Below are 25,881 nucleotides of genomic sequence, written 5' to 3'. Positions count from 1 at the left end.
CCCGCCCCGGTCCGGCGCGTCCGGCCGTGGGCATACGACCGTGGTCGGATGTCCGGCCGCCCTTCGCTGGCTAGCCTGACCGGGTGCAGAACCAGCCGACGGCCGGACCCGCGACCGCGCACGCCGCCACCCGGGCACCCTGGACCAAGCGGTTCGCGCCCTTCCATCGGGCGTGGACGGACCCGCTCGTGGCGCTGGTCGGTACGGCGGTCACCGTCGTCCGGGTCCTGGACGCCGCCCGCGACTTCGACCCTCACGGCCGCGGCAACCCGCCGCTGGAAGGCCCCGCCGCCCTGGCCGTCGCGCTGCTCGCCACGGTGGCGCTGGGAGCCGCGCTGGCGCTCCGGCGGCGGTGGCCGGCCGCCTCGTGCGGGATCGCCGTCCTCGCCTGGGCGGTGTCGGTGGCGGGCTGTCGGCAGCCGGCGGTCGGACTGGTGGTCGGCGCGTGGGCGGTGCCGGTCGGGGCGCTGGCGGTGTACGCGGCCGCCGCCGACGACCGGCGGGCCGGGTGGGCCGGTCACGGGCGCACCGCGCTCGCTGCGGCCGTGCTCGGCTGGGCCGTCACCGCGACGGCACCCGACGAGGTCTTCGGCAACCTTCCGCTTGCCGTCCTCACCCAGACCGCCGCCTGGGCGGTCGGGCGCGCAGTGCGCGGCCACCGCGCGCACACCGCGGTGGCCGCCGAGCGGCGGGCGGCGCTGGACCGGGCCGCCCGCTCGGAGGAACGGCTGCTGCTGGCCCAGGAGGTGCACGACGTGGTGGCGCACAGCCTCGGTGTGGTGAGCGTCCAGGCGGGGTTCGGCCAGTACGCGCTGGCACACGCGGGACCGGACGGCGGCGCGGAGGCGGCCGGGACGGCGCTCGCGGCGATCCGGGCCGTGAGCACGGACGCGCTGCGCGAGACGCGGACGCTGCTCGCCGTCCTCCGCGAGGACAGCGGTCCCGGGGAACGGCCCCCGGTCCCGGTGCCCGCCCCCGGTCTGGCGGCGGACGATCTGCGGCGGCTGGCGGAGTGGGCCGGGGCCGGCGGGGTCGAGGTGCGGGTGCGGATCCGCGGGCGGGAACGCGAACTGCCGCCCGGCGTCGGCCTGTCCGGGCACCGGATCCTGCGGGAGGCGCTCGCCAACGTGGTCCGGCACGCGGGCGCCGCCCGGGCCCGGGTGGAGGTCGAGTACCGGGAGGACGACCTGTGGCTGGAGGTCACGGACGACGGGCCCGGGGACGGTACGCGTTCGCGTCCGGTGTCCCCCGTGGGCACAGGCGGCACCGGCCTGGCCGGGATGCGGGAGCGGGTCGCCCCGTACGGCGGCTGGTGCGTGGCCGGGCCGACCCCGGCGGGCGGCTTCCGCGTCAGCGCGGGGCTGCCGCTGGCCGGGGCCGCCTCCGGGGCAGGCCCCGCGGCGACGGAGGGCCGGCCGTGACGGTCCGGGTCCTGGTCGCCGACGACCAGGCCCTCGTCCGCGCCGGGTTCGCGGGCATCCTGCGCCTCGCCCCGGGCTTCACGGTGGCGGGGGAGGCGTCGGACGGCGCCGAGGCCGTAGAACTCGCCCACCGGGAACGGCCGGACGTCGTCCTCATGGACATCCGGATGCCCGGCCTGGACGGGATCGAGGCCACCCGCCGGATCGTCGCCGGACCGTCGGGCAGCCGGGTGCTGATCCTCAGCACCTACGCGCTCGACACCTATGTGCGCGGCGCGCTGCGCGCCGGGGCGGCCGGTTTCCTGCTCAAGGACGCCGAACCCGCCGAACTCCTCGCCGCGGTGAGGGCGGTGGCCGCCGGCGAGGGTGCGCTCGCGCCCGGCATCGCCCGGCAGCTGATCACCGAGCTGACGGGGTTGCTGGCCGCCGGGCCGGGCGCCGCCGACGAGGACCCGGCGCGGGCCCGGGCGCGCGCCGCCGTGCTCGCCCTCACGGCCCGCGAGCGCGAGGTGCTGGCGCTGGTCGGCGACGGGCTCACCAATCCCGAGATCGCCGCGCGCCTCCACATCACCGAGGGCACCGCCAAGACCCACATCGGCCGGCTGCTCCACAAGCTCGCGGCCCGCGACCGCGTCCGCCTCGCCATCCTCGCCCACCGGGCCGGACTCTCGCGCTGAGCCGCTCCCGGAGGGACGGCGTCGCACGAGGTTTTACCAAACGGTCGACCAACGGGCCCGCTGATCCGGATAGCGTCCAGCTCGTCCCCTTCGAACACATCGCGGTCCCGTCCTGCCACCACGGCGGTCGGGCCCGTCATGGAGGTATGCCGTGAACCCGAACGTCGTGAACCCGATCGACCTGTCCGCCGCCGCGTCCGCCCTGCCGACCCCGTGGGAGTCGCAGGTGCTGGAGCAGGTGGGCACGGCCGCCGTGAAGGTCCTGCGGATGGACGGGCGGCCGCTGCCCGTCGAGGTCCACGACAATCCGGAGGCGCTGCTCGTGCTCTCCGGTCGGCTCGAACTCGTCGTCGACGGTGTCGAGTTCACGGTAGGACCGGGCGAGCTGCACCGGATCCCGGCGCGCACGGCCCACGCCGTCCGCCCCGGCAGCGAGGGGACGCTGCTGATCGTCGAGGTCCCCGAGGAGGAGTGAGTCCCGAGGAGTCGGTTCCGAGGTCAGCCGGAGGCCCGGTCCGCCGCCTCCCGGGTGATGTCGGCATAGCGGCGGAAGAGCGCCGGGCGGGCCTCGCCCCGGTCGCGCGCGTAGAGGGCGGCCCAGCAGCGGGCGATCCGCTCCCGGGCCCGGGTGCCGGGCCAGGGGCGGGGCAGCAGCTCGGGCGGCAGCAGGGGGTCGGGGTCCATGGCGCGGGTGAGTTCGGCGGCCAACTCGACGGCGACGGTGAGCAGTTCGGCGTCGGAGAGCTCGGCGGGGCCGTTGAGCCGGGCGAGGCGGGGCTCGGCGACGCGGTCGAGACGGTGGTAGCGGTCGGCGATCTCCGCCAGGGGCCACAGCTCCCGGGCGAGTTCGGCGGGCTCCCGGGTGTCCCCCCGGCGCAGGTCGGTCGTGGTGAGGAGGGTGAGCCCGCCGTGGGCGCCGAGGCGGTGGGCCGACTCCTCGACGTACGGCTCCCAGGCGTTGGCGCTGACGTACAGCCCGCCCTGGAGCGGGGCGCCGCCGAGGTGGACCAGCGTCTCGCGCAGGGTGTCCCGGGCGGCGCGCGCCGATTCGGGCACCGCGAAGGCGGCCAGGTGCCAGACGCCGTCCCAGGGCGCGGCCCCGGTGTCCTGGCGGAAGGCGTGCCGGAGGAAGTCCGCGTTGGGGGCGAGGTCGCGCAGGGTGTCCGGGGCCGCGTGCAGCTGCGCCCTGCGGCCCCGGCCCTCGTGGGTGAACCGGCCCTCGGCGACGAGTCGCTTGACGCACAGCCGGACCTGCTGGTCGCTCATGCCCAGGCTGTTGGCGACGTCGTACAGCTCGTCGGCGCCGACGGTGCCGTCCTCGCGGACGAGCGCGTGGACGAGCATCCGGGTCGGGACCTCGACGTGGTCGGCTCCGGCGTGGTTGGCTCCGGCGTTCACCGCGCCGCCTCCGCTCCGGTGCCGACGGGGCGGCGCATGGTGGTGACCGCGCCGAAGCCGAGGAGTCGGCGCAGGTAGGGCGTCTCCTCGGTCCGTACGGCCGTGAAGCCGCGCCGCTCGTACAGGGCCCGGGCACGCGGATTGGTGTCGATCACGTCCAGCCGGATCTCCCGGAAGCCCTGCTCCGCCGCGACGGCGGCCACCTCCTCGATGAGCAGGCTGCCGACGCCCCGGCCGCGCAGGTCCGGACCCACGGCGATCCCGTCCATGAGGAGCTGCCCGGCCCCCGGCCGGCGTTCGAACAGGGTGAGGAGCAGGACGCGGTGCAGTCCGCGCAGGTGTCCGTACGCGCGCAGCACGGCGCCGGCCGTTCCTCCGGTGAGGCCCCGGCCGCCGAGTCGGTACCCGGCGAGGCCGACGAGCCGGCCGTCGATCAGGGCGCAGACCGCGCGGTCGGCGTTGAGGTGGGCGGCGATGAAGGGCACGGCCTTGTCGGCCGGGTCGAGGGCGGGGCCGAGTTTGCGGCCGAAGGCCTCCCAGTACAGCTCGGCGGCCCGCCGCTCGGTCCCGGCGGGGAGGCCCCGCCGCACGGTCACCGCCCCGTCGCCGGGGCGGTCCGCTGTGTCCGGTCCCATGCTGTGCCTCCGTCTCCGCCTTGCCACCAGGACTTCAATCTATCAGACTCGCTACGATCGTTCTCATGACGATAGTTCCAGAGCTGGACCGGAACCATGACGGAGGTGACCGTCCCGTGCGTTCGAAGACCCGGCCCCGACGGCGGGGGCTGCGCCTCGCCGCGTGGTCGCTCGTCGCGGTGCTGCTGGCGGCCGCCGGCCTCGTCGGCGCGGTGCTGTGGCAGAACTCCTACGCCATGGACGAGCGGCGGGTCTCGATCCGCCACGGCGGCCACGTCCTCAACGGCGTCCTCGCCGTCCCCAGGGACGGCCGCGAGCGCCACGGACTCGTCGTGTTCGTCCACGGCGACGGCCCCGTCGACGCCACCCACGACGACGGCTACAAGCCCATCTGGGAGGCCAACGCCAGGGCCGGGTACGCCTCGCTCTCCTGGGACAAGCCCGGCGTCGCGGGCACCCCCGGCAACTGGCTCGACCAGTCGATGGACGACCGGGCCGACGAGACGGCCGCCGCGATCGCCTGGGCCCGTGCCCGGCCGGACATCGACGGTGACCGGATCGGACTCTGGGGCGCCAGCCAGGCGGGCTGGGTCCTGCCGAAGGTCGCCGCCAGGACGCCCGTGGGCTTCGTCGTCGCCGTCTCGCCCGCGATCGACTGGCTCCGGCAGGGCCGTTACAACCTGCTCGCCGAACTGCGCGCCGAGGGCGCGTCGGCGGCCCGGGTCGAGGCCGAGACCGCCAGGAGCGACGCCGTCCGGGCGCTGCTGGCGCGGGGCGCGAGCTTCGAGGAGTACCTCGCGGCCATGGGCGGCGACGCGCGCGGCATGACCGCCGACCGCTGGGGCTTCGTCTCCAGGAACCACACCGCCGACGCCACCCGGGACCTCCTCGCCCTGCGCGGCGTCCCGGTGCTGCTGGTCCTCGCCGGCCAGGACATCAACGTGGACACCGCCGACACCGAGCGCGGCTACCGCGAGGCGCTGGACGCGGGCGGCGCGCTGACGGTCGAGCACTACCCGGACGCAGCCCACTCACTGCTCAAGCGTTCCGTCGAGCGGTCGGAGCTCGGGCTCGCGCTCACCGCGCTGTTCTCGCCCCGCTCGCTCTTCGCGGACGGATTCCTGGACGGCCAACGGCGGTTCCTCGACGGACTCGGCCGGGCCCCGCGTCGGAGCTGAGCCCTCTCGGCTATCGGTTCCCGGGCAGCGCCTCGGCCGCCGCCCGGGCCACCGACTCCACCAGGTCCATGCCGTCGCTGTCGGTCGGATTCCCGTCCGAGACCACGGCGATCAGCAGCTCGTGCCCGTCCCGCTCGACCCGGCCGATGCTGTTGATCACCCACAGGCCGTCCGAGTCCCTCGGCAGCCAGCCGTTCTTCACCTCGAACCCGCCGTCGCTCGCGGCCGCGCCCACGCCCCAGCGCTGGTCGTCCTCCACCTGGTCGAGCAGCTCCTGGATGTAGCTGCGGGAGGTCGTGGAGAGCAGCGAATCGTCGGTGAACACCTGGCGCAGCAACCGCAGTTGGTCGTCGGCGGTGGTCGAGGTGAGGCCCCAGTAGCCGTCCTGGCCGGCCTTGGTGGCGGTCAGTCCGAAGCGGGCGTTGGCGGCGTCGAGACCCGGGTCCGCGCCTATCTCGTCCCACAGGCCGGTGGCGGAGTCGTTGTCGCTGTTCTCGATCATCGTGGTGGCCAGGGCGCGCTGGGCGGCGGTCGGCGTGCTGCCGAGGTCCTGTGTCCGGAGCAGCAGCGCGGCCAGTATGTCGAGTTTGACGATGCTGGCGGTGGCGAAGTCGTGGCCGGGGCCGCCGTAACTGAGCGACTGCCCGGTCTCCAGGTCGGTGACCGCGACCGAGACCGCGCCCTCGGCCCGGTCGACGGCGCTGTGCAGGGCTGCGACGGCGGCACCGGTGGAGGTGTCGGGAGCCGCCGTGGTCGTGGCGGCCGCAGCGGTGGGTGCCGTGGCGGTGGGTGCCGTGGCGGTGGGTGTGACCGCAGGGGCGACCGGGGTGGCCGGGGTGACCACCGGCGGCGCGGACGAGGTCGTGTCGGCCACGACGGACAGCAGCGGCCGACTCTCGACACTGCCGGACTGCCCCTGCAACGCCGCGGCCACCGCCCCCGCGGCGACGAGGAGGCCGACCGGCACCAACACTCTTGCCCGGGGGACGCTTCGTATCGCCATGATCGATGAGAGTAGGGCGCGCGGCTTTGAACATCATGAGGACGGCATGGACGTTTTCTCAGGACTCCTTCTCAGGACTCCTTCTCAGGAACCACTGGCCTTCTCAGGAACCACCGGCCGCCGCACCGTCCGGAGTTGCGGCGGTCATTTCACGGTACTCCCGGCCGGATCGGAGCGGCGGCACGGGCGGGAGGGGCACGGCCCGGAGTCGGCGGAGCATCACCGTGTACGCGGGACTTCCGGCGACGGACCGGGTCGGCCCCACCGGGCGGTAGCCCCAGGACTCGCCACGGGCCTGCGCCCGGGGCCGGTCGGCCTCGGCCAGGAGGCACACCAACTCCTCGGGCCGGTCCTCCAGCAGGGCGTCGTGGAGTCGCCCGGCGAGACCCTGCCCGCGCCAGGCGGGGCGGACCATCAACTCGGACAGGCCGAAGGTCACGGCGGGGGCCGGGGCCGGGTCGAGCAGCCCGCGCCACCACTCACGGCCGGCCGCCAGCGGTGCGCCGAAGGCGAAGCCGGTCGGTTCGCGGCCCTCGTAGGAGACGACGCACGAGAAGCCGGGACGCGCGGTCCAGTGGTCGACGACCAGGTGGAACCGCTGGGCGAACGGGTCGTGCATCCGGTCGGCGCGGGCGTCGACGTGGACGCCCAGCAGCAACTGGTCGAAGTCGAGCGGCAACTCGTGGTGGTAGCGGACGATCCTGGCGACGGTCACGGGCGGCTCCATCGGTCGCGGCGGCGGTCGGGCCACTCTTGCGCACCGCACGCGGCCGAGGCCAGGCCCTGGTGATTTCCGGTACCGGATTTTTGCTCGGGGAACGTTTTCGGGGAACGGTTCCGGTAACGGCTTCGGTAACGGTTCCGGGAACGACGAAGGCCCGGAGGACGGATCCTCCGGGCCTTCGGTGCTACTGAGTAGCGGGGACAGGATTTGAACCTGCGACCTCTGGGTTATGAGCCCAGCGAGCTACCGAGCTGCTCCACCCCGCGTCGGTAAACACGACCTTACGGCACGGGGTGGGTGAAAAGCGAATCGCTTTCGACGGGGGACCGGAACGCCGATTTTTCTGTTCCGGGGAACGTTTTCGGGGGACGGCTCCGGGAAGGGTTCCGGGAACGACGAAGGCCCGGAGGACGCATCCTCCGGGCCTTCGGTGCTACTGAGTAGCGGGGACAGGATTTGAACCTGCGACCTCTGGGTTATGAGCCCAGCGAGCTACCGAGCTGCTCCACCCCGCGTCGGTGAACACGACCCTACGGCACGGGGTGGGCGAAAGCGAATCGCTTCCGGCCGGGTCGCTTCGGCAGCTCCCGGGCGGGAGGCTCAGCGGGCCAGCAGGCTCCGGATCGCGGCCGTGATCTCGTCGGGTGCCTCCTCGGCCATGAAGTGCCCGGCGCGGGTCAGCCGGTGGTCCAGGTCCGGTGCCCAGGCCTTCCACACCCCGGCGGCGTCGTAGCCGAGCCGCGCGCCCCAGTCCTGCTGGACCACCGTCACGGGCATGGCCAGCTGCGACCCGGCGTCCAGGTCCGCCCGGTCGTGCGTGATGTCGATGTCCGCCGAGGCCCGGTAGTCCGCGACGATCGACGTCACCGCCGCGGCGCTCGCGCGCAGGTACTCGGCGCGGACCTCCTCGGGCAGGGCGGTCGGGTCGTTGGCCCAGGCGTCGAGGAACGAGCCGAAGAACGCGTCCGCGCTGCCCGTGATCATCGCCTCCGGCAGGCCCGGCGGCTGCGCCATCAGGAAGAGGTGGTAGCCGACCGCCGCCGAGACACCGCGCAGGACGTTCCACATGTCGAGCGTCGGCACGACGTCGAGGATGCCCAGGTGGGTGACGGTCTCGGGGTGGTCCAACCCCGCCCGGAAGGCGACCAGGGCGCCCCGGTCGTGGCCGACCAGGGCGAAGCGCTCGTGGCCGAGCGCCGCCGCCAGGGCCACGACGTCGGCGGCCATGGTGCGCTTGGCGTACACCTCGGGGTCGGTGGCGGCCGGCTTGTCGCTGGCGCCGTAGCCCCGCAGGTCGGGCAGGACCACCGTGTGCTCGTCGGCCAGCCGCTCGGCGACGTGCCGCCACATCAGGTGGGTCTGGGGAAATCCGTGCAGCAGCACGACCGGACTGCCGCTGCCGCCCACCGCGGCAGCCAGCTCCACGCCGTCCGCGCCGGGCAGCCGGACGTGGTCGAAACCGGGAATCGTGAGCGTCATGAGGGACCACCTCTTCGGGTCGGGGACTCGGCGGGACCAGCCTGGGCGACGGCGATCAGCAGCCGATCAGTACGGCTGGGCGCGGTCGGCCTCCGGCACGGAGGATGGGGCCATGCGAATCGACGTGCTCGGCGCGGTGCGTGCCCTCCGCGACGACGGCGGCCCGGTCGACCTGGGCGGACCCCGCCACCGCGAGGTGCTCGCCCGGCTCGTCGCCGCCGAGGGGCGGACGGTCACCACCGACACCCTCGTCGACGACCTGTGGCCCGACCCGCCCGCCCGCGCCGTGGGCGCGCTGCGCACGTTCGTCGCCGCGCTGCGCCGCGCCCTCGAACCCGACCGGCCGCCCCGCAGTCCGCCGCGCGTCCTCGTCACCGAGGGCCCCGGCTACGCGCTGCGGCTGCCGCGCGAGGAGGTGGACGTCCACCGGTTCCAGGACACCCTGGCCCGGGCCCGCCGCGACCCCGACGCGGTGACCGACCTCGGCGCGGCCCTCGTGTCCTGGCGCGGACCCGCCTACGCCGATGTGACCGGCTCCGTCTGGGCGCAGCGCGAGCGGGCCCGGCTGGAGGAACTGCGGTTGGAGGCGGTGGAACTGCGGGCCCGGATCCTCCTCGACTCCGGGGAAGGGGCCGGCCTGGTCGCCGAACTGGGTGCCCATGTCGCCGAACACCCGTGGCGCGAGCCGGCCTGGGAGCTGCAGGCCCGCGCGCTGTACCGCGCGGGCCGCCGGGCCGACGCGCTGGCCACCCTCCGCCGTGCCCGTGCCATGCTCGTCGACCAGCTCGGCCTCGACCCCGGTGACGGCCTCCGGCGCCTGGAGACGGACATCCTCAACGGGGCCGTTCCCCCCGGAGGAGCGGGTACCGGGTGGCCCGGCCACGGTGTCCGGCTCGGCCCGCGCACCACCGTGGACCTGGCTCGCACCCTCGCCCTGGCGGGTGGCGACGCCCTCGTCCGCTCCCGGCGCGACCGCCTCGCCGCCGTCCGCGCGGCGGAACGCACGGGAGACCTCGCCCTGACCGCCCGGATCATCGGGGCCTACGACGTGCCCGCCGTCTGGAGCCGGGCCGACGACCCCGAGCAGTCCCGCGCCGTGGTCGCGGCCGCCGAGCGCACCCTCGCCGGGCTCGGCGCGGACGGCCCCGCCGATCTGCGCGCCCGCCTGCTGGCCACGGTCGCCGTCGAGAGCCGCAGCGCCGATCTGTCGGGGACCGAGCTGGAGCGCGCGCGCCAGGCGGCGCGTCGGGCCGAGGAGTTGGCACGGGACCTGGCCGATCCCGCCCTGCTGGCCTTCGCCCTCAACGGGGTGTTCCTGCAGTCCTTCGGCAGCCCCGGGCTCGCGGCGGTACGGGACGGCACCGGCGCCGAGATCCTCGACCTGGCCACCCGGCACGAGCTGCCGAACTTCGCGGTGCTCGGCCGACTCGTCCGCCTGCAGTCCGCCTCGGCCCTCGGCGACCTCGACGCCGCGACCTCGCACGCCGAGGCGGCCGACCGGCTCGCCGCCACCACCGAGGCGCCCCTCGTCCCCGTCCTCACCGGGTGGTTCAGGGCCCGGGCCGCGGCCGCCCGCAGCGCCGAACCCGGCGGACCGACCGCCGCCGCGGCGGCGGCGCAGTACCGCGCCGCCGAGGACGCCCTCCGGGCGGCCGGGATGCCGGGGCTGCACCACGGCCTGTTCCCGCTCGCCCTGCTGGGACTGCGCCTGCTGCACGACCGGCCCGCGCCCACCGACCCGCAGCTCGACTGGGGCCCGTACCGGCCCTGGGCGCGACCTCTCGTCCTGCTCGCCCAGGACCGGGGCGAGCAGGCCCGTACCGCCCTCGCCGCGGTGCCCGAACCACCGCGCGACCACATGCAGGAGGCCCTGTGGTGCCTGACCGCCCGCGCCGCCGTACGCCTCGGCGAGCGCGGAACCGCCGCGCACGCCGCGGCTGCCCTGCGTGAGGCCCGTGCGGAACACGCCGGCGCCGGCAGCGGAATGCTGACCCTGGGCCCGGTGGCGCGGTACCTGGCCGAGGCGGAGGCCTGCGCCGGAGCGGGATGAGGGACCGCAATTCCCGGATCGGGGAACGACGTCGGAAGTGATTTCGGAAGTGATTTCGGAAACGGTTCCAGGAACGGCGAAGGCCCGGAGGACGGATCCTCCGGGCCTTCGGTGCTACTGAGTAGCGGGGACAGGATTTGAACCTGCGACCTCTGGGTTATGAGCCCAGCGAGCTACCGAGCTGCTCCACCCCGCGTCGGTGAACACGACCTTACGCACCGGGCCGGTGGAAAGCGAATCGGTTGTTCCCGCACGTCCGGGATCCGGCCTCGTGGGCGGGGCGGTACCAGCGGTGATGGACGAGCGGCTCGACGGAGAGCACGGCCGCGCCCGCCACCGCGCCGACCAGGAGGGAGGGCCAGCCGCCGCCGTTGAGGAGCGCGCCGAGGCACGCGGCGGCGACGGCCAGCGGGCGCAGGAGGGTGAGCGGGCCGAGTCCGATGACCATGGCGAGGGTGCTGGCGCGGAACGGCAGGAGAAAGTAGGCGGCGAGCGAGAGGAACACCGCGGCGGCGTAGAGGGTGAGCGGGATCAGGTAGCCCGAGCCGCCGGCGGTCAGCGCGGCGTAGGCGCGCTGCGGGTCGGCGGCGGTGAGCAGATGGAGGACGGCGGTCACCGCCGGGGCGAGCAGCAGGACGGTCCCGACGGCGAGTCCGCGCAGGGCGGCGCGCGTGTTGGACCGGCGCTTGCGGATGCGGGCGTCGCGGCCGGCATAGGCGCGGAAGCCGCTGAAGGCCGCGTCGACCGCGCCGAGCAGCACCAGTGGCAGGGCGGGTGTCATGGGGCGGCCGGTGCGAGCTGCTCGGGGCCCAGGAGCCGGCGGGAGGAGCGGCCGAGGGCCTGGCGCAGCGGTGCTTCCAGGTGCGGGCGCAGGCCGAGGACCGGGCGCAGGGTGGTGCAGAAGGGGTTGGCGACGCGTCGGGGCTCGTAGAGCAGCGGTCGCATGCCCGAGGCCGCGGCGGTCCGCAGCAGGGTCTCGTCGTCGTGGGCCCGCCGGGCGGAGGCGACGCCGTCGTGCCGGCCCAGCGGGTGGCGCATCCGGGCGCGGTGGAACATCCACGCGCCGATGGGGGCGAGGCCGGTCGCGGCGATGTCGTAGTGACAGAACGCCAGGGCGGGGGAGGCTCCCTGGGCGGCGAAGAAGTCCGTCAGCGCCGGCTCGGGGAAGTGGTGCAGCACACCGGTGGACACGTACACGGTGGCGGCCTCCGGCAGCGCGAAGGCATCGCCGTGGACGAAGCGGCAGCGTAGTTCCTCGTCCCGGGCCAGACGCTCTGCCTCGCCGACCAGCGCCGCGTCGAGGTCGACCCCCAGCAGCTCGACGTCCGGAGCGAGGGCGCCGGTGGCCGCCAGCCAGCGGACCAGGTAGCCCAGCCCGCAGCCGATGTCGACCAGGCGATACGGCCCCGGCACACCTGAGGCCCGGATCGCGGTGAACAGCGGGCGGAGCAGGTGGACGAGGCGCTCGCCGATGCGCAGTTCCTCGCTCAGGCGCTGCAGCTCGGTGTGCACGCCGATCAGCAGCCGGTCCACGGCGACCCCGTCCAGCACTCCGTCCCGGTCGGTGGGCAGCTCCGCCACGATCCTGGCGGCCCAGCGGTCGCCGTGCGCGCGCAGTCGCTCGACGACCTCGGCACGCCGAACCGGCAGCCGTCGTCCGGTGGCCGGGTCGACTGCGGTGATCAGGTCGGAGATCTCGAGCGGAGACACACGGAGCACTCTACGACGCCGGGAACGGCGAAGGCCCGGAGGACGGATCCTCCGGGCCTTCGGTGCTACTGAGTAGCGGGGACAGGATTTGAACCTGCGACCTCTGGGTTATGAGCCCAGCGAGCTACCGAGCTGCTCCACCCCGCGTCGGTGAACACGACCTTACGCACCGGGCCGGTGGAAAGCGAATCGGTTGTTCCCGTACGGCCCGCCCCGGGTGGAACCGGCTCTCCGCCGGGCGCTGCCGGGTCGGCCTCCCGACGGTGGTTCCACAGGCCGCTCGCCGGTGCGCGGCGGGCCGTGAACAACCCTTCCTGGCTCGAAGTATGACGCAGCGTCCGGTCTCGTGAGCGGCGGGTTTGCGGGTGGGTGCGGTGTCGTGATTGGCTGCCGCCACCCACCCGCAGGCCCGATGGGGTGATCCCGCTCCGGGCTCCGCCGCGAACGCCGTCGACCGTCGCGGTGGCCGAGGACCTGCCGGTCGCCGTCCGGCGCGGGGCCGTGAGGCTCCGCCGACGGGCGCGCACCCGCGTGCGATGGAGGGACGGGCGGCGCTCGTCCATCTGCGCGCGGGCCGTGCCGGCGGGCCGAGTGGGGCGGGCGGGTCCGCGCCGACCGCCCCGCTCGGTACGAATCCGGACCCGCACCCCGGACTCCGGAGTGGATCGGCCCCGGTGTCCAACTCCCGGGCGGAATCTCCTGATTGTCCGATCCGGCCGCTGTGATCACGCGATGATCACCTGCCCGCCGATGCTCCGACGCCCGCCGTACCGCACGGGCCGGTCCAATTTCCCTCCGTACACAGCCGGTATGCCCAGTGGGCCCCGGCCCCCGCGTACGGAAGGCAGTCCAGCCCATGGCCCGCACAGACCAGCAGCCCTCGCCCGACCGGCGGTTGACCGAGGCCGCCGCCCGCCTCGGCCTCGGCCGGCGCCGCTTCCTGACGGTCGCCTCGGCGGCCGCCGCGCTGGCGTTCACCACCGAGCTGCCGAGCGCCCACGCCGCCGATGCCGAACTCGCGCCCCGCACCCTGACCGAGAACCCGTTCACCCTCGGCGTGGCCTCCGGCGACGCGCTCGGCGACGCGGTGGTGCTCTGGACCCGCCTCGCGCCGCGCCCGCTGGAGCCCGGCAGCGGCCTGCCGCCGACCGGACTGGTCAAGGTCGACTGGGAGGTGGCCCGGGACGAGCACTTCCGCAAGGTCGCCCGGCGCGGCACCGCCAGGGCCCACGCCGAGTTCGACTGGTCGGTGCACGTGGACGTCGACGGCCTCGACCAGGGCCGGGTGTACTGGTACCGGTTCCGGGTGGGCGCCTGGACCAGCCCGGTCGGCCGGACCCGCACCGCCCCGGCCCGCAACCGGCACGTCGACCGGGTCCGCCTCGGCCTGGTCTCCTGCCAGGCCTACGAGGACGGCTACTTCACCGCCTACCAGCACCTCGCGGAGGAGGACCTCGACGCGGTCTTCCACGTCGGCGACTACATCTACGAGTACGCGATCGACGCCGCCGGCGGCGACCGCAAGTACACCGACCGGACCCTGCCGTCGCTGCTCGCCCACGAGACCACCACCCTGGCGGACTACCGGCTGCGCTACTCCCTCTACAAGACCGACCCCGACCTCCAGGCCGCGCACGCCGCCTTCCCCTGGTACGTCACCTGGGACGACCACGAGGTGGAGAACAACTACGCGGCCGGCATCCCGGAGAAGGGCCAGTCCCCGGAGGCCTTCGTCGCCCGCCGTGCCGCCGCCACCCGCGCGTACTGGGAGAACATGCCGCTGCGGATGCCGCGGCCGAACGCCACCGACCTCAAGCTGTACCGCCGCCTCCACTACGGGCGGCTGGCGCAGTTCGACATCCTCGACACCCGCCAGTACCGCTCCGACCAGGCCAACGGCGACGGCTGGCAGTTCCCGACCGCGGAGTCGGCGGACCCGCGCCGCACCCTGATGGGCGCCACCCAGGAGCGCTGGCTGCTGGACGGCTTCCGCAGCTCCCGCGCGGTGTGGAACGTGGTGCCGCAGCAGGTGGTGCTCTCCCGCCGCAAGAACACCACCGCGGCGGTCTCCAAGCTGTCCATGGACGCCTGGGACGGCTACCCGGCCGCGCGCGAACGGCTGCTGGCCGGGGTCGAGGACATCGGCGTCGAGAACCTCGTGGTGCTCACCGGGGACGTGCACGTCGCCTACGCGATGGACGTCAAGCGCGACTTCGACGACCCCGACTCGCGGACCGTCGGCGTGGAGATCGTCGGCACCTCGATCGCCAGCGACGGGGACGGCGAGGAGCACCCGGGCAACTGGGCCACCCTGACCGCCGCCAACCCGCACCTGAAGTTCTACGACGGGCGGCGCGGCTACACCGCGATCACCCTCGACGAGGAGCACGCCCGCGCCGACTACCGGGTGGTCTCGCACATCACCCGCCCCGGCGGCACGGTGTCCACCGCCGCCTCCTTCGTCAGCGAGGCGTACCGCCCGGGGCTCCAGCGGGCCTGACGCCGAACCCCGGACCACCCCCGCCCCCGAGCCGCCGGCCCGGTCGTACCGTTCCCCGATGCGGTGCGCCCGGGCCGGTCCCGTGGTGCCGCCGTCCTTCTTCGCCCGGTCCGCCGTACGCCGTCGATCCCGTTCCGCGCCTTCGGCCGTCCGGAGGGTTCGTGGACGATGCGGAGGTGTCGTGAATCCTCGGTGATCGGCCGTTGATCGGCCGTAGAGCCGGGCCGTGGACCATCGGCGCCAGGGGAAAGCCGGTCCGACGGTCACCACCGTCCGGCGCCGCACTCGGGCCCGCCTGACGGGGGCCGCGGGCCCCTGGTCCCCGGTACTTGGCCAACCCACGGAAGGCGGACGGAGCATGGACGGCGGTCACACCCTGCAGTCGACGGCGGGCTTCGGCGAGCTGCTCAGGATCCGGCGCGAGCGCATCGGCCTGACCCAGCAGATCCTCGCCGACCACGCGACACTCAGCGTCCGGGCGATCCGCGACATGGAGAGCGGACGGGTCCAGCGCCCCCGGCAGGAGACGGTCCGGCTGCTCGCCGACGCGCTGCGGCTGGAGGGCCGCAGCCGCTCGGTGTTCGAGGCGGCCGCGCGCCGCCAGGCGCTCGCCGAGGAGCCGCGCGAGGAGCCGACCGCGCCGCCGGTCGCCCGGGGCGCGATCGTCGGTCGCGAGCCGGAGATCGACGTGCTCACCGAGGCGCTCGCCGTGCACGGCGACCGGCTGGTGACCGTGGCCGGACTCGGCGGGGTCGGCAAGACCCGGCTGGTGCTGGAGGTGGCCCGCCGGCTGCACCTGACCGCCCGCTGGTCGGTGCGCTGGATCGACTGGGCCCGCCAGCCCGGGATGGGCCCCGAGCGCCGGGCCGACCTGGTCGGCGCGATCGGCGCCCGCCCCACCCTGCTGGTCCTGGACGGCGCCGACGCCGGCGTGGAGACCGCCCTGCTGGACGAGCTGTTCCAGCGCTGCCCCGGCCTCAGCGTGCTGATCACCGCCCGGGTCCCGCAGCCGCTGCCCGGCGGGCAGGTGGTCCCGCTCGCCCCGCTGCCCACCCCGGGGCCCGAGCTCGACCACGACCCGGTCGCGCTGGCCGAGGTCGGAGCCGTCCGGCTGCTGCTGTCGCACCTGCGGCGGCTGCGCCCCGGGTACCGGCTGGAGCCGGAGGAGGCGCCCGCGGTGGCCGCGCTCTGCCGGCAGCTCGACGGCCTGCCCGGCGCCCTGGAGCTGGCCGCCGGCTGGTCGACGGTGCTCTCGCCGCGCCAGCTGGTGGCCCGGATGGCGGACGGGCCGTTCCACCTGGGTCCGCCGCCGGCCGGCTTCGGCGGGCGCGGGGACGTGGGGGAGGCCCTGGACGCGGCGGTGCACCGGCTGACGCTGGGCCAGCGCGATCTGCTGGAACGGCTGGCGGCCGAGCCGGGGGACTGGTCCGGGGAGGACGCCGTCGAGCTGAGCGGACGGCCGCCGCAGGAGTCGCTGGCCGCCGTGCACGAGCTGCTGGCCAGCGGGCTGATCCGCAGTGTGCCGGCCCGGGACGGCGTCCGGTTCACCGTGCTGAACCTCTGCCGCCGGCTGTTCGGCGGCGCCGGGGCGTACCCGGTGCTGGCCGCGGCGGGCTGAGCCGCCGGACGGCGGGGCGCACCACGGGTCCTGCCGCGGCGACGCGGACCCGGGCCGGGTGCGGCGGGCCGGGCCGCCGGGTCCCGATACTGCCCGTCACTTGCCGGACGAGCTGCCGGTCCGCCGGTCCGATCCTGCCTAGCGTTCTGCTCAGGCCGGGCGAGCCGGTCGCCGGCGCCGCCGGGCCGGGACTCCCACCACCCACCGACTACAGAGGGTTTGCGCCGTGAACCAGTTGGAGCCGCAGCGCGGAAAGGCCGAACCGGCCGGTCTGGACGTCGTCGTGACGACGATGGCCTCGGACTCGCACACCTGGAACCTGGTCTTCCTCCAGCTGCTGCTGGAGGAGCTGGGCCACCGGGTCACCAACCTGGGTGCCTGTGTGCCGGACGAGCTGCTGGTCTCCGAGTGCCGCCGGATCGAGCCCGACCTGATCGTGCTGAGCAGCGTCAACGGGCACGGCTACCACGACGGACTGCGGGTGATCCAGGCGCTGCGGGCCTGTCCCGAGCTGGCCGCCACCCCGACGGTGATCGGCGGCAAGCTCGGCATCGCCGGCTCCGGCGACCCGGACCGGCAGCGGTCGCTGCTCGCGGCCGGGTACGACGGGGTGTTCGAGGAGGGGCGTTCGGTCGCCGACTTCCGCTCCTTCGTCGGCGCGCTGCCCGCCGCCGCCCCGCGGGGCCTGTCCGCGCCCGACGGCCGTGCACGGCCCGCGGACCGCGCGCTGCCCGCCGACCGCGCACTTCCCGCCGACCGCGCGCTGCCCGCCGCCGCCAGAACCCTGCCCACCGCCACCGCCTCCGGGGTGCTGCGATGACCGTTCCCGCCACCGCGCCGCGCGGCGACGCCCCCGCCACCCCCGGCTTCGGCGCCTTCGTCGCCCGCGCCCGGGCCGCCGGGACCCTGGTGGTCCAGCCCCGGATGGGCATGGCCGACCCGCTGCGGATGCGCGACGGCCTGCTCGCCACCCGGGGCGCCGACGCCACCACCGTCGGCACCATCACCCTGGACAGCTACACCCGTACCGGGGACCTCGCCGCCGCCCGGAGCGCCCTCACCGAGGGCGTCGGCCTCAACGGCTACCCGATCGCCAGCCACCCGGTGGACGTCACCCGGGCGGTGCTGCGCGGGATCGCGGACGCCCGCTTCCCGGTGCAGGTCCGGCACGGCTCGGCGATGCCCGAGCACATCATCAGGGCGCTGCTCGCGGTCGGCCTGGACGCCACCGAGGGCGGGCCGGTCTCCTACTGCCTGCCGTACAGCCGCACCCCGCTCAGCGAGGCGGTGGCCAACTGGCGGCGCAGCTGCGAACTCCTCGCCTCGCTCCGGGAGTTCGGCGCCGAGCCGCATCTGGAGACGTTCGGCGGCTGTCTGATGGGGCAGCTCTGCCCGCCCAGTCTGCTGATCGCGGTCAGCGTGCTGGAGGCGCTGTTCTTCCGCCAGCACGGGCTGCGCAGCATCTCGCTCAGCTACGCCCAGCAGCCGGACCGGGCGCAGGACGAGGAGGCGCTCACGGTGCTCGGCCGGCTCGCCGACGAGCTGCTGCCCGACGTCGACCGGCACCTCGTGCTCTACGCCTACATGGGCGTGTTCCCGCGCACCCCCGGCGGGGCCACGCTGCTGCTGGAGGACGCGGCCCGGCTGGCGGTGCGCACGGGCGCGGCCCGGCTGATCGTGAAGACGACGGCCGAGGCGCACCGGATCCCGACCGTCGGGGAGAACGTGACGGCGCTGGAGACGGCCGCCGCCGCTGCCGCCGCGGAGCGTCTGCGCCCGCCGCTCACCGCCGTCCCCGACACCGGCATCGAGGCCGAGGCGCGGGCGCTGATCGGCGCGGTGCTGGAGCTGGACACCGACATCGGCCGGGCCCTGGTCCGCGCCTTCGCGGCCGGCTACCTGGACGTGCCCTACTGCCTGCACCCCGACAACGCGGGCCGGGCCCGCAGCTCGCTCGGCCCGGACGGGCGGCTGCACTGGTCGAACGTCGGCTCGATGCCGATCGCCGGCCTGTCCGGCGGCCCGCGCCCGCCGATCCTCGGCTCCGCCGACCTGCTCGGCGCGCTCTCCCACGTCCAGTGGAGCTACGACAGCCGCGCCGCCGAGCCCCCGGACCTCGACCGAACACCCGCCGCACCACGAGAGTTGGGACACACCACGCCATGACCACCGACGGGCCCACCCCCGCGACCGGCGCCGCGACGCTCCCCGAGCCCGGCCGCCACCTGACCTCCCCGACCACCCGGGCCGCCCTGCGGATCCAGCACCAGCTGCTGTTCGCCGCCCGCGAGTTCCTGCGCGGCCGGGGCTTCACCGAGCTGCTGCCGCCGATCATCGGCCCGGTCACCGACCCCGGTTCGCGCGGCTCCAAGCAGGTCGACATCGACTTCTACGGCCACCGCTACAAGCTGATGACCAGCGCGATCCTCTACAAGCAGGCCTCGCTGCTGGCCTTCGACAAGATCTTCTGCATCGCGCCGAACGTCCGGCTGGAGCCGCTGGAGACCGCCGGGACCAGCCGCCACCTGGCGGAGTTCCACCAGCTGGACGTGGAGGTGGCGGGCGCCACCCGGGACGACGCGGTGCAGCTGGTGGAGGAGCTGGTGGCGCACATCGTCGGCAGCGCGGTCCGCGAGCTGCCCAAGGAGTTCGCCGAACTCGGCCGTGACACCGACGCGTTCGCCGAGCTGCTGAAGGGCTCCTTCGGCCGGATGCGGCACGCCGAGGCGGTGGCGGAGCTCCAGGGCCTCGGCCACCCGCAGAGCCCGGACGCCGAACTCGACTGGGACGGCGAGGCACTGCTCTCCGCCCGGCGCGACCGGCCGTTCTTCGTCACCGACTACCCCAAGGGCTCGCGCGGCTTCTACGACCGGGAGAACCCCGAGGACCCGGGCCTGCTGCGGAACTTCGACCTGATCGCGGCCGAGGGCTTCGGCGAGCTGTGCAGCGGCAGCCAGCGCACCAACGACTACGCCGAGATCATCACCCGGATGCGGGAGACCGGCGAGAACCCGCAGAAGTACCGCTGGTACCTGGACCTGGTCCGCGAGGGCGTGCCCGCCAGCGCCGGCTTCGGCATCGGGGTGGAGCGGCTGACCCGCTACGTCGCCGGGCTGGACGCGGTCTGGCAGGCCAGCGCCTTCCCGAAGCTGGCGGGGGTGGTGTCGCCGTGAGCGGGCGGATCGGGTGGCGCGGCCGGAACGGGGCGGGCGCATGAGCGACCTCTCGGCACCCGGCTTCCCGGAGGAGGAGGTCCGGCACCGGGCCCGGGTCGGCACGGCGGCCGCTTTCCCGCCGCCCGGCAGCTACGGGCAGGTGCTGCTCGGCGCCGAGCGCCCGCCGGCCGGACAGCTGGGCCCGGACGCCGGGGACGCGCTCGACGCCCTGCGGATCGTGCCGCCGGTGTTCGTGCCGCAGCGCCTCGCCCGGCTGATCGACCTGGGCCGCGAACCCGACTACCGGGACGTCGAACTCACCACCGCGATCGGCGGGTTCACCTCCGCGCTGCCGGTGTACGTGTCCGCGACCGGCTCCACCCGGGCGGCCGGAGGTGACCTCGGCCTGGCGCTGAGCCGGCAGGCGGGCGCGCTCGGCCTGCCGATGGTGATCGGCGAGAACGTCGTCCCGGTGAACGGCTACGGCCGGCTCGGCGAGGCCGCCGACCGGGCCCTGCTCGGCCGGCTGCGCGCCTACGCCGAGGAACTCCCGGACGGGCTGGGCGGGGTGGCCGTCCAGCAGTCCACCGAGGACGCCGACGCCGAGGTGTGGAACCTCGTGTACAGCGACCCGGCGGCCCTGCCGCTGCTCGAATCCGGCCGGCTCGCCTTCGAGTTGAAGGTCGGCCAGGGCGCCAAGCCGGGCCTCGGCGGGATGACCGTGCTGGACGCCGCGGACGCGGCCCGGCTCGGTGACCGCTACGGCCTCGACCCGGTCTTCGGCGACGACAGCCGGGTACTGCGCGCCAGTACGCCCGGCACCTTCACCGCCGAGATCCTGCGCCAGCAGGTCCGGCTGATGCGCAACAACTTCCCGCGGGCCCGGATCTGGGTGAAGCTGCACCCCGGCCGGGACGTCGCCGAGGCCGCCCGGGTGGCCGCCGAGGCGGGGGCGGACGCCGTCACCGTGGACGGCGCGGAGGGCGGCACCGGCTGGGCGCCGGGCGTCTTCCCGGCCCAGGTCGGCCTGCCGCTGGCGGAGTGCCTGCGCCGGCTGGCCGCCGCCGGACCGCCGCCCTGCCTGCTGGTCTCGGGGCGGATGTGGGAGGGCGGCCGGGCGGTCAAGAGCCTGGCACTGGGCGCCCGCGCGGTCGGCCTGGGCCGGGCGGCCCTGCTCGCCGCCGCCGAGGACCCGGAGGACGGGCTGATCCGCTTCGCCGACTGCCTCGCCCTGGAGCTGCGGCTGCTGATCAGCGCGCTCGGGAAGTACACGCCGGCCGCGCTGGAACGCGCGGACGTGTGGTCCCCGGACTTTCCCCAGTAATCCCTCCCCCCACCCGGCTCCAGACCCACCGACAATCGCAGAGCGTTTTCCCGCGAGCCCGTCGCGGCGCCTCCGTGCGCCCCGGCGGGCCGTCTGCGGTTGCGGCAACTCCATTCCCCCAAGCGGCAGTTGAAACTGCCGATGGTCTTCCGGGAATTCTGCCGATCGACCCCGGAAGGCGGGCCTACGGTCGAGACCACTGCCCGCAGCATCGTTAATTCATCGGGGTTGGATGATGGAATCTCGCGGTTTCCCCTTCATATCCGTCGCGCGCCGGTTCCCGGACCGCCCGGCCGTCCGGCTCGGCGGGCGGACCGTCCGCTACCGGGAGCTGGACGAGCTGAGCGGCGCCCTCGCCGCCCGGATCGCCCCCGGCCGCACGGTCGCCGTCACCGGTCGCGACCGGCTCGACCACTTGGTCGGCCTGCTCGCCGCGCTCCGCGCCGGTGCCACCTACCTGCCGCTGGACCGGGAGGCCCCGGAGGAGCGCAACCGCTGGATCCGCGAGGACGCCGGCGCCACCCTCGCCCTCACGGACGGCGAGCTGACCGGCGACCCGAGCGGCGACCCGACCGGCGAGCCCGCGGGTGAGTCGGCGGCGGACCTGCCCGACGAGCCGCCCGCCACCGCCGGCTACCTCATCTACACCTCCGGCACCACCGGCCGCCCCAAGGGCGTGCACGTGCCGCTCGCCGCCCTCACCGGCCACCTGGCCGCCGCCGTCGAGCGCTTCGGCCTCACCGCCGAGGACGTGGTGCTGCACCTCGCCCGACCCACCGTCGACGTCGCCGTCGAGCAGGTGCTCACCGCCCTCTCCGCGGGTGCCTGCCTGGTGGTCCCGGAGCAGCAACTGCTCGGCCCGGAAGCGCTGCTGGACCTGCTGGACACCGAGGGCGTCACCGTCGCCAACCTGCCCGCCGGCTACTTCCAGGAGGTCGTGCCGGCCGTGCGCGACCGGGGCCGCGACCGGGCGCCCCGCACCCTGCGGCTGATGATCTCCGGCAGCGACCGGCTGCACCCCGACGCCGCCGCCACCTGGTGGGACGCCACCGGGGTGCCGCTGCTCAACGCCTACGGCCCGACCGAGACGGTCGTCACCGCCACCACCCACCGGCTGGCCGGCCCCGTCGAGCAGGGCACCGGCTCCGTCCCGATCGGCACCCCGCTCGGCGACCGCCGCGCCTACCTGCTGGACGACCGGCTGCGGCCCGTCACCGCCCCCGGCGAGGCCGGCGAGCTCTACCTCGGCGGCCCGCTGCTCGCCTCCGGCTACCACGGCCGCCCCGGCCAGAGCGCCGGCCGCTTCGTCGCCGACCCCTTCGCGCCCGAGCCGGGCGCCCGGATGTACCGCACCGGCGACGTCGTCCGGCGCGCGGCCCCGGACGCCCCGCTGGAGTTCGTCGGCCGCGCCGACCACCAGGTGAAGATCCGCGGCTTCCGGGTCGAGCCCGGTGAGATCGAGCAGGTGCTGGCCGCCCACCCGGACGTGGCCGGCGCCGTCGTGGTCGCCCACGAGGGTCGCCTCGCCGCCTACGTCACCGGTCCGGCGCCGGACCGGGAGGCGCTCCGCGCCCACCTGGCCGAGCGGCTGCCCGAGCACATGGTCCCGGCCACCGTCACCGTGCTGGACGCCTTCCCGCTGACGGCCGGCGGCAAGGTCGACCGCGCCGCCCTGCCCGAGCCGCAGGCCGAGCAGCCCGCCGCCCCCGCCGGGCGCCCGCTGCGCACCCCCGCCGAACAGCTGATCGCCGCCGTCTGGGCGGACGTCCTGGGGGTGCCCGAGGTCGGCGCCGAGGACAACTTCTTCCACCTGGGCGGCGATTCGCTCACCGCCGTGCGGGTGGTCGGCCGGGTCTTCGAGACCTTCGGCATGATCTCCCCGTACGCCATCTTCGACGCCCCGACGCTGGCCGGGTTCGCCGCCGCCGTCACCGCCTCCGCGGGCGGCGAGCGCCTGCCGCTGACCCGGGCCGGCGCCACCTCGGCGCCGCTGTCCAAGTACCAGCGCGGGCTGTGGTTCCTGGACCGGATGAACCCCGACGCGCCGACCTACAACGTGCCCTGGGTGTTCCGCTTCGCCGGGCCGGTCGACCCGGAGCGGCTGCACCGGGCGCTGGGCGGCGTGGTGGCCCGGCACGAGGCGCTGCGTTGCACCTTCGAACTGACCGAGGACGGCCCCCGGCAGCTGGTCCACCCCGCCGTCGAGGTGCCGTTCACGGTCACCGACACCGAGGCCGGGCGGGTGGACGGGCTGGTCGCCGAGGCCGCGCTCGTCCCCTTCGACCTGGAGACCGGCCCGCTGCTGCGCGCCCACCTCTACCGCACCGGCGACACCGCCACCCTGCTGCTGCTCTGCCACCACATCGTCTGGGACGAGGGCTCGCTGCCGGTGCTGGAGGGCGAACTCGCCGCGCTCTACGAGGAGTCGGCCACCGGCCGCCCGGCCGACCTGCCCGAGCTCGCGGTCCAGTACGCCGACCACAGTGCCTGGCAGTACGGGGATGCGGAGCGTGCCGAGCGCCAACTCGCCCACTGGCGCGAGCACCTGGCCGACGCCCCGACCGAGCCGGTGCTGCCGACCGACCACCCCCGGCCCGAGGTCCAGGAATTCCGCGGCGACTTCCACCGCTTCGCCATGCCGCGCCCGGTCGCCGAGGCCGTCCGCGCGCTGGCCCGCAGCGAGGACGCCACCCCGTTCATGGTGCTGCTGGCCGCCCTGGCGCTGACCCTGCACCGCCGGACCGGACAGCGCGACCTCGTCCTCGGCTCCCCGGTCAGCGTCCGCGGCGGCCGTCCCGAACTGGACTCCCTGGTCGGGTACTTCGTCAACCTGCTGCCGCTGCGGGTGCGGCTCGACGAGGGCGCGGACTTCCGCGAACTGGTCCGGCACGTCCGCGAGGTGGCGATCGCCGGCTACCGCCACCAGGAGGCGCCGTTCGACGACATCGCGGCGACCGTCCTGGAGGAGCGCCCGGACGACCGGGCCGAGAACCGCAACCCGCTCTGCCAGGTGCTGCTGGAGCTGCACCCGCTGGACTCCCGCCCGCTGACCGTCGGCGGCGTCGAGGTGACCCGGGAGCTGTACTCCAACCCGGTCTCCCGGTTCGACCTGTCGATCTCCGTCGACGACCGGGGCACCGACTTCACCGGCCGGTTCGAGTACGACTCCGACCTGTTCGACGCCGCCACCATGGCGGAGCTGTGCGACGCCTGGCTGGGCACCCTCGCCACCGCCGTGGAGACGCCCGTGCACGCCCTGGTCGAGGCCCGGGCCGCCGCCGCCCCGCAGGCCCTGGCCGTGGTCTCCGGAGAGCAGCGGCTCTCCTACGGCGAGCTGAACACCCGGGCCAACCGGCTCGCCCACCACCTGGCCGAGGCCGGCACCGGCCGCGGCGACACCGTCGCCGTGCTGGTCGAGCGCGGCCCCGACCTGGTGGTGGCGCTGCTGGCCGCGCTCAAGACCGGCGCCGCCTACACCCTGCTCGACCCGGACTTCCCGGCCGAGCGACTGGCCGGGGCGGTCGCCGACAGCGGCGCCGCACTGCTGGTCACCCATCGCGACGCGAGCCCGCCGTTCCCGGTCGGGCGCCACCTCGACCTGGACGCGCAGGCCGCCGCGATCGGCGCCCGCCCCGGCCACGACCCCCGGGTGCCGGTCACCGGCGAGGACCTCGCCTGCGTGATGTTCACCTCCGGCTCCACCGGCCGCCCCAAGGGCGTCGCCGTGCCGCACCGCGCGCTCACCACCACCTACCTCGGCCAGGACTACGCCCGCTTCGGTCCCGACGAGGTCTGGCTGCAGTGCTCCCCGGTGTCCTGGGACGCCTTCGCCCTGGAGCTGTACGGCGCGCTGGCCTTCGGCGGGGTGTGCGTGCTCCAGCCCGGCCAGCGGCCCGACCCGCAGGCGATCGCCGAGCTCACCCGGCGCCACGGCGTCACCCAGCTCCAGCTGTCGGCCAGCCTGTTCAACTTCCTGCTGGAGGAGTTCCCGGCGACCTACGACGACCTCAAGGTGGCCTTCACGGCCGGTGAGCGGGCCTCGGTCACCCATGTCGGCAAGGCGCTCGACCAGTATCCGGGGCTGGTGGTCGCCAACGGCTACGGCCCGGTGGAGAGCCTCGGCCTGACCACCTGCCACCGCGCCACCGCCGAGGACGCCGCCGGCGCCGCGATCCCGATCGGCCGCCCGCTGCACGGCAAGGCGATCCACATCCTGGACGAGCGGCTGGAGCCCGTCCCCGACGGCACCACCGGTGAGCTGTACGCGGCCGGCGGCGGCCTCGCCCACGGCTACCTCGGCCGCCCGGCCCTGACCGCCGAACGCTTCGTCGCCGCCCCCTTCGGCGCCCCCGGCGAACGCCTCTACCGCACCGGCGACCTCGGCCACCGGCGGCCGGACGGACTGCTGGAGATCACCGGCCGGATCGACGACCAGGTGAAGATCCGCGGCTTCCGGGTCGAGCCCGGCGAGATCGAGGACGCGCTGACCCGCCACCCCGCCGTCCGGGAGGCCGCCGTCACCGTGCACGAGCCCGCCCCCGGCGACCACCGGCTCGCCGCCTACGTCACCCTCGACACCGGGGCCGGACCGGTCGGACCGGAGGCGCTGCTCGACCACCTGGCGGCGCTGCTGCCCGAGCACATGGTGCCCTCGACCGTCGACGTGCTGGACGCGCTGCCGCTCAACCCCAACGGCAAGGTCGACCGCAAGGCGCTGCCCGCGCCCGCCGAGCGCCGCGCCGAGGCCCCGGCCGACCCGCTCACCCCCGGCCAGCGGCTGGTGGCCGACGCCGTGCGGGCCGTGCTGGAACTGCCGGGCGACCTCGGCCCGGACGACAACTTCTTCCGGATCGGCGGCAACTCGCTGGCCGCCGTACGGGTCGCCATGCGGCTCTCGCAGGAGACCGGCACCAAGGTCCCGCCGCACGTGGTGTTCCGCGGCCGCACCGTGGGCGCCATCGCCGAACGGCTGGCCTCGTGATGACGGGCCGCCCCGACACCGCTCGCAC

18 protein-coding genes, 4 tRNA genes and 1 pseudogene are annotated in these 25,881 nt (G+C 75.2%); 12 read left to right on the top strand and 11 right to left on the bottom strand.

Features of this window, described 5'->3' with window-relative positions:
• Positions 1-83: 83 nt before the first annotated feature.
• The 3 genes from ACW14Y_RS09365 to ACW14Y_RS09355 all read left to right on the top strand — a co-directional run bounded on the left by ACW14Y_RS09365 (position 84) and on the right by ACW14Y_RS09355 (position 2,573).
• Positions 84-1,421, top strand: coding sequence for a sensor histidine kinase (locus ACW14Y_RS09365; RefSeq protein WP_456986502.1), 1,338 nt, complete (start codon positions 84-86; stop codon positions 1,419-1,421).
• A complete protein-coding gene (locus tag ACW14Y_RS09360) occupies positions 1,418-2,098 on the top strand; it encodes a response regulator (protein ID WP_380299490.1) in 681 nt (226 codons plus the stop codon). The genes ACW14Y_RS09365 and ACW14Y_RS09360 overlap by 4 nt, the downstream gene beginning before the upstream one ends.
• Before the next feature lie 151 nt (positions 2,099-2,249).
• Positions 2,250-2,573: a cupin domain-containing protein gene (locus tag ACW14Y_RS09355; protein WP_380392840.1), complete on the top strand. Its 324-nt coding sequence runs from the start codon at positions 2,250-2,252 to the stop codon at positions 2,571-2,573.
• Positions 2,574-2,596: 23 nt separating this feature from the next.
• Here the strand turns inward: ACW14Y_RS09355 and ACW14Y_RS09350 are convergent, their stop codons facing one another.
• Complete coding sequence (locus ACW14Y_RS09350; RefSeq protein ID WP_456988119.1) at positions 2,597-3,442, bottom strand: PaaX family transcriptional regulator C-terminal domain-containing protein; 846 nt, start codon at positions 3,440-3,442, stop codon at positions 2,597-2,599.
• 50 nt (positions 3,443-3,492) lie between these two features.
• On the bottom strand, positions 3,493-4,131 hold the full coding sequence (locus ACW14Y_RS09345) for a GNAT family N-acetyltransferase (protein ID WP_380299488.1): 639 nt from the start codon (positions 4,129-4,131) through the stop codon (positions 3,493-3,495).
• 116 nt (positions 4,132-4,247) lie between these two features.
• On the opposite strand from ACW14Y_RS09345, the gene ACW14Y_RS09340 reads away from it, so the two are divergent.
• Positions 4,248-5,309: an alpha/beta hydrolase family protein gene (locus ACW14Y_RS09340; RefSeq protein WP_456986501.1), complete on the top strand. Its 1,062-nt coding sequence runs from the start codon at positions 4,248-4,250 to the stop codon at positions 5,307-5,309.
• A 10-nt stretch (positions 5,310-5,319) separates the two neighbouring features.
• Here ACW14Y_RS09340 and ACW14Y_RS09335 read toward each other — a convergent pair whose 3' ends face one another.
• The 5 genes from ACW14Y_RS09335 to ACW14Y_RS09315 all read right to left on the bottom strand — a co-directional run bounded on the left by ACW14Y_RS09335 (position 5,320) and on the right by ACW14Y_RS09315 (position 8,515).
• Complete coding sequence (locus tag ACW14Y_RS09335; RefSeq protein ID WP_456986500.1) at positions 5,320-6,312, bottom strand: serine hydrolase; 993 nt, start codon at positions 6,310-6,312, stop codon at positions 5,320-5,322.
• A gap of 103 nt (positions 6,313-6,415) precedes the next feature.
• Positions 6,416-7,027, bottom strand: coding sequence for a GNAT family N-acetyltransferase (locus tag ACW14Y_RS09330; RefSeq protein WP_456986499.1), 612 nt, complete (start codon positions 7,025-7,027; stop codon positions 6,416-6,418).
• Between the two features lie 201 nt (positions 7,028-7,228).
• Positions 7,229-7,302: transfer RNA gene (locus ACW14Y_RS09325), tRNA-Met, on the bottom strand.
• A gap of 175 nt (positions 7,303-7,477) precedes the next feature.
• Positions 7,478-7,551, bottom strand: a tRNA-Met gene (locus ACW14Y_RS09320).
• Between the two features lie 85 nt (positions 7,552-7,636).
• Positions 7,637-8,515, bottom strand: coding sequence for an alpha/beta fold hydrolase (locus ACW14Y_RS09315; protein ID WP_456986498.1), 879 nt, complete (start codon positions 8,513-8,515; stop codon positions 7,637-7,639).
• A 112-nt stretch (positions 8,516-8,627) separates the two neighbouring features.
• Here ACW14Y_RS09315 and ACW14Y_RS09310 point away from each other — a divergent pair, with 112 nt between their 5' ends.
• Positions 8,628-10,565, top strand: a complete 1,938-nt coding sequence (locus ACW14Y_RS09310; RefSeq protein ID WP_456986497.1) for a BTAD domain-containing putative transcriptional regulator — start codon at positions 8,628-8,630, stop codon at positions 10,563-10,565.
• Positions 10,566-10,687: 122 nt separating this feature from the next.
• On the opposite strand, the gene ACW14Y_RS09305 is transcribed toward ACW14Y_RS09310, so the two are convergent.
• The 4 genes from ACW14Y_RS09305 to ACW14Y_RS09290 form a co-directional block, all read right to left on the bottom strand.
• Positions 10,688-10,761 (bottom strand) — tRNA-Met (locus ACW14Y_RS09305).
• A 15-nt stretch (positions 10,762-10,776) separates the two neighbouring features.
• Positions 10,777-11,346 (bottom strand): hypothetical protein, encoded by a 570-nt coding sequence (locus ACW14Y_RS09300; protein ID WP_456986496.1) that lies wholly within the window; start codon positions 11,344-11,346, stop codon positions 10,777-10,779.
• Complete coding sequence (locus ACW14Y_RS09295; protein WP_456986495.1) at positions 11,343-12,275, bottom strand: class I SAM-dependent methyltransferase; 933 nt, start codon at positions 12,273-12,275, stop codon at positions 11,343-11,345. Before ACW14Y_RS09295 ends, ACW14Y_RS09300 begins: the two co-directional genes overlap by 4 nt.
• 73 nt (positions 12,276-12,348) lie before the next feature.
• Positions 12,349-12,422: transfer RNA gene (locus ACW14Y_RS09290), tRNA-Met, on the bottom strand.
• A 709-nt stretch (positions 12,423-13,131) separates the two neighbouring features.
• On the opposite strand from ACW14Y_RS09290, the gene ACW14Y_RS09285 reads away from it, so the two are divergent.
• From ACW14Y_RS09285 to ACW14Y_RS09255, 7 genes and pseudogenes are all read left to right on the top strand, one after another.
• Positions 13,132-14,775 (top strand): alkaline phosphatase D family protein, encoded by a 1,644-nt coding sequence (locus ACW14Y_RS09285; protein ID WP_380437332.1) that lies wholly within the window; start codon positions 13,132-13,134, stop codon positions 14,773-14,775.
• 358 nt (positions 14,776-15,133) lie between these two features.
• Complete coding sequence (locus tag ACW14Y_RS09280; RefSeq protein ID WP_380437334.1) at positions 15,134-16,393, top strand: helix-turn-helix domain-containing protein; 1,260 nt, start codon at positions 15,134-15,136, stop codon at positions 16,391-16,393.
• 292 nt (positions 16,394-16,685) lie between these two features.
• Positions 16,686-17,069: pseudogene (locus tag ACW14Y_RS09275) on the top strand (cobalamin B12-binding domain-containing protein); the annotation flags it as partial.
• A gap of 140 nt (positions 17,070-17,209) precedes the next feature.
• A complete protein-coding gene (locus ACW14Y_RS09270) occupies positions 17,210-18,559 on the top strand; it encodes a methylaspartate mutase (RefSeq protein WP_380299482.1) in 1,350 nt (449 codons plus the stop codon).
• Positions 18,556-19,566 (top strand): asparagine synthetase A, encoded by a 1,011-nt coding sequence (locus ACW14Y_RS09265; protein ID WP_340635980.1) that lies wholly within the window; start codon positions 18,556-18,558, stop codon positions 19,564-19,566. Before ACW14Y_RS09270 ends, ACW14Y_RS09265 begins: the two co-directional genes overlap by 4 nt.
• Before the next feature lie 40 nt (positions 19,567-19,606).
• Positions 19,607-20,872 (top strand): glutamate synthase-related protein, encoded by a 1,266-nt coding sequence (locus ACW14Y_RS09260; protein ID WP_380299478.1) that lies wholly within the window; start codon positions 19,607-19,609, stop codon positions 20,870-20,872.
• 235 nt (positions 20,873-21,107) lie between these two features.
• Positions 21,108-25,853 (top strand): amino acid adenylation domain-containing protein, encoded by a 4,746-nt coding sequence (locus ACW14Y_RS09255; protein ID WP_456988117.1) that lies wholly within the window; start codon positions 21,108-21,110, stop codon positions 25,851-25,853.
• The last annotated feature ends 28 nt before the right edge of the window (positions 25,854-25,881 follow it).

Source organism: Kitasatospora sp. cg17-2 (assembly GCF_054031055.1).
The sequence above is the reverse complement of the archived record's forward strand: the minus strand, read 5'-3'. Positions and strand labels throughout refer to the sequence as shown.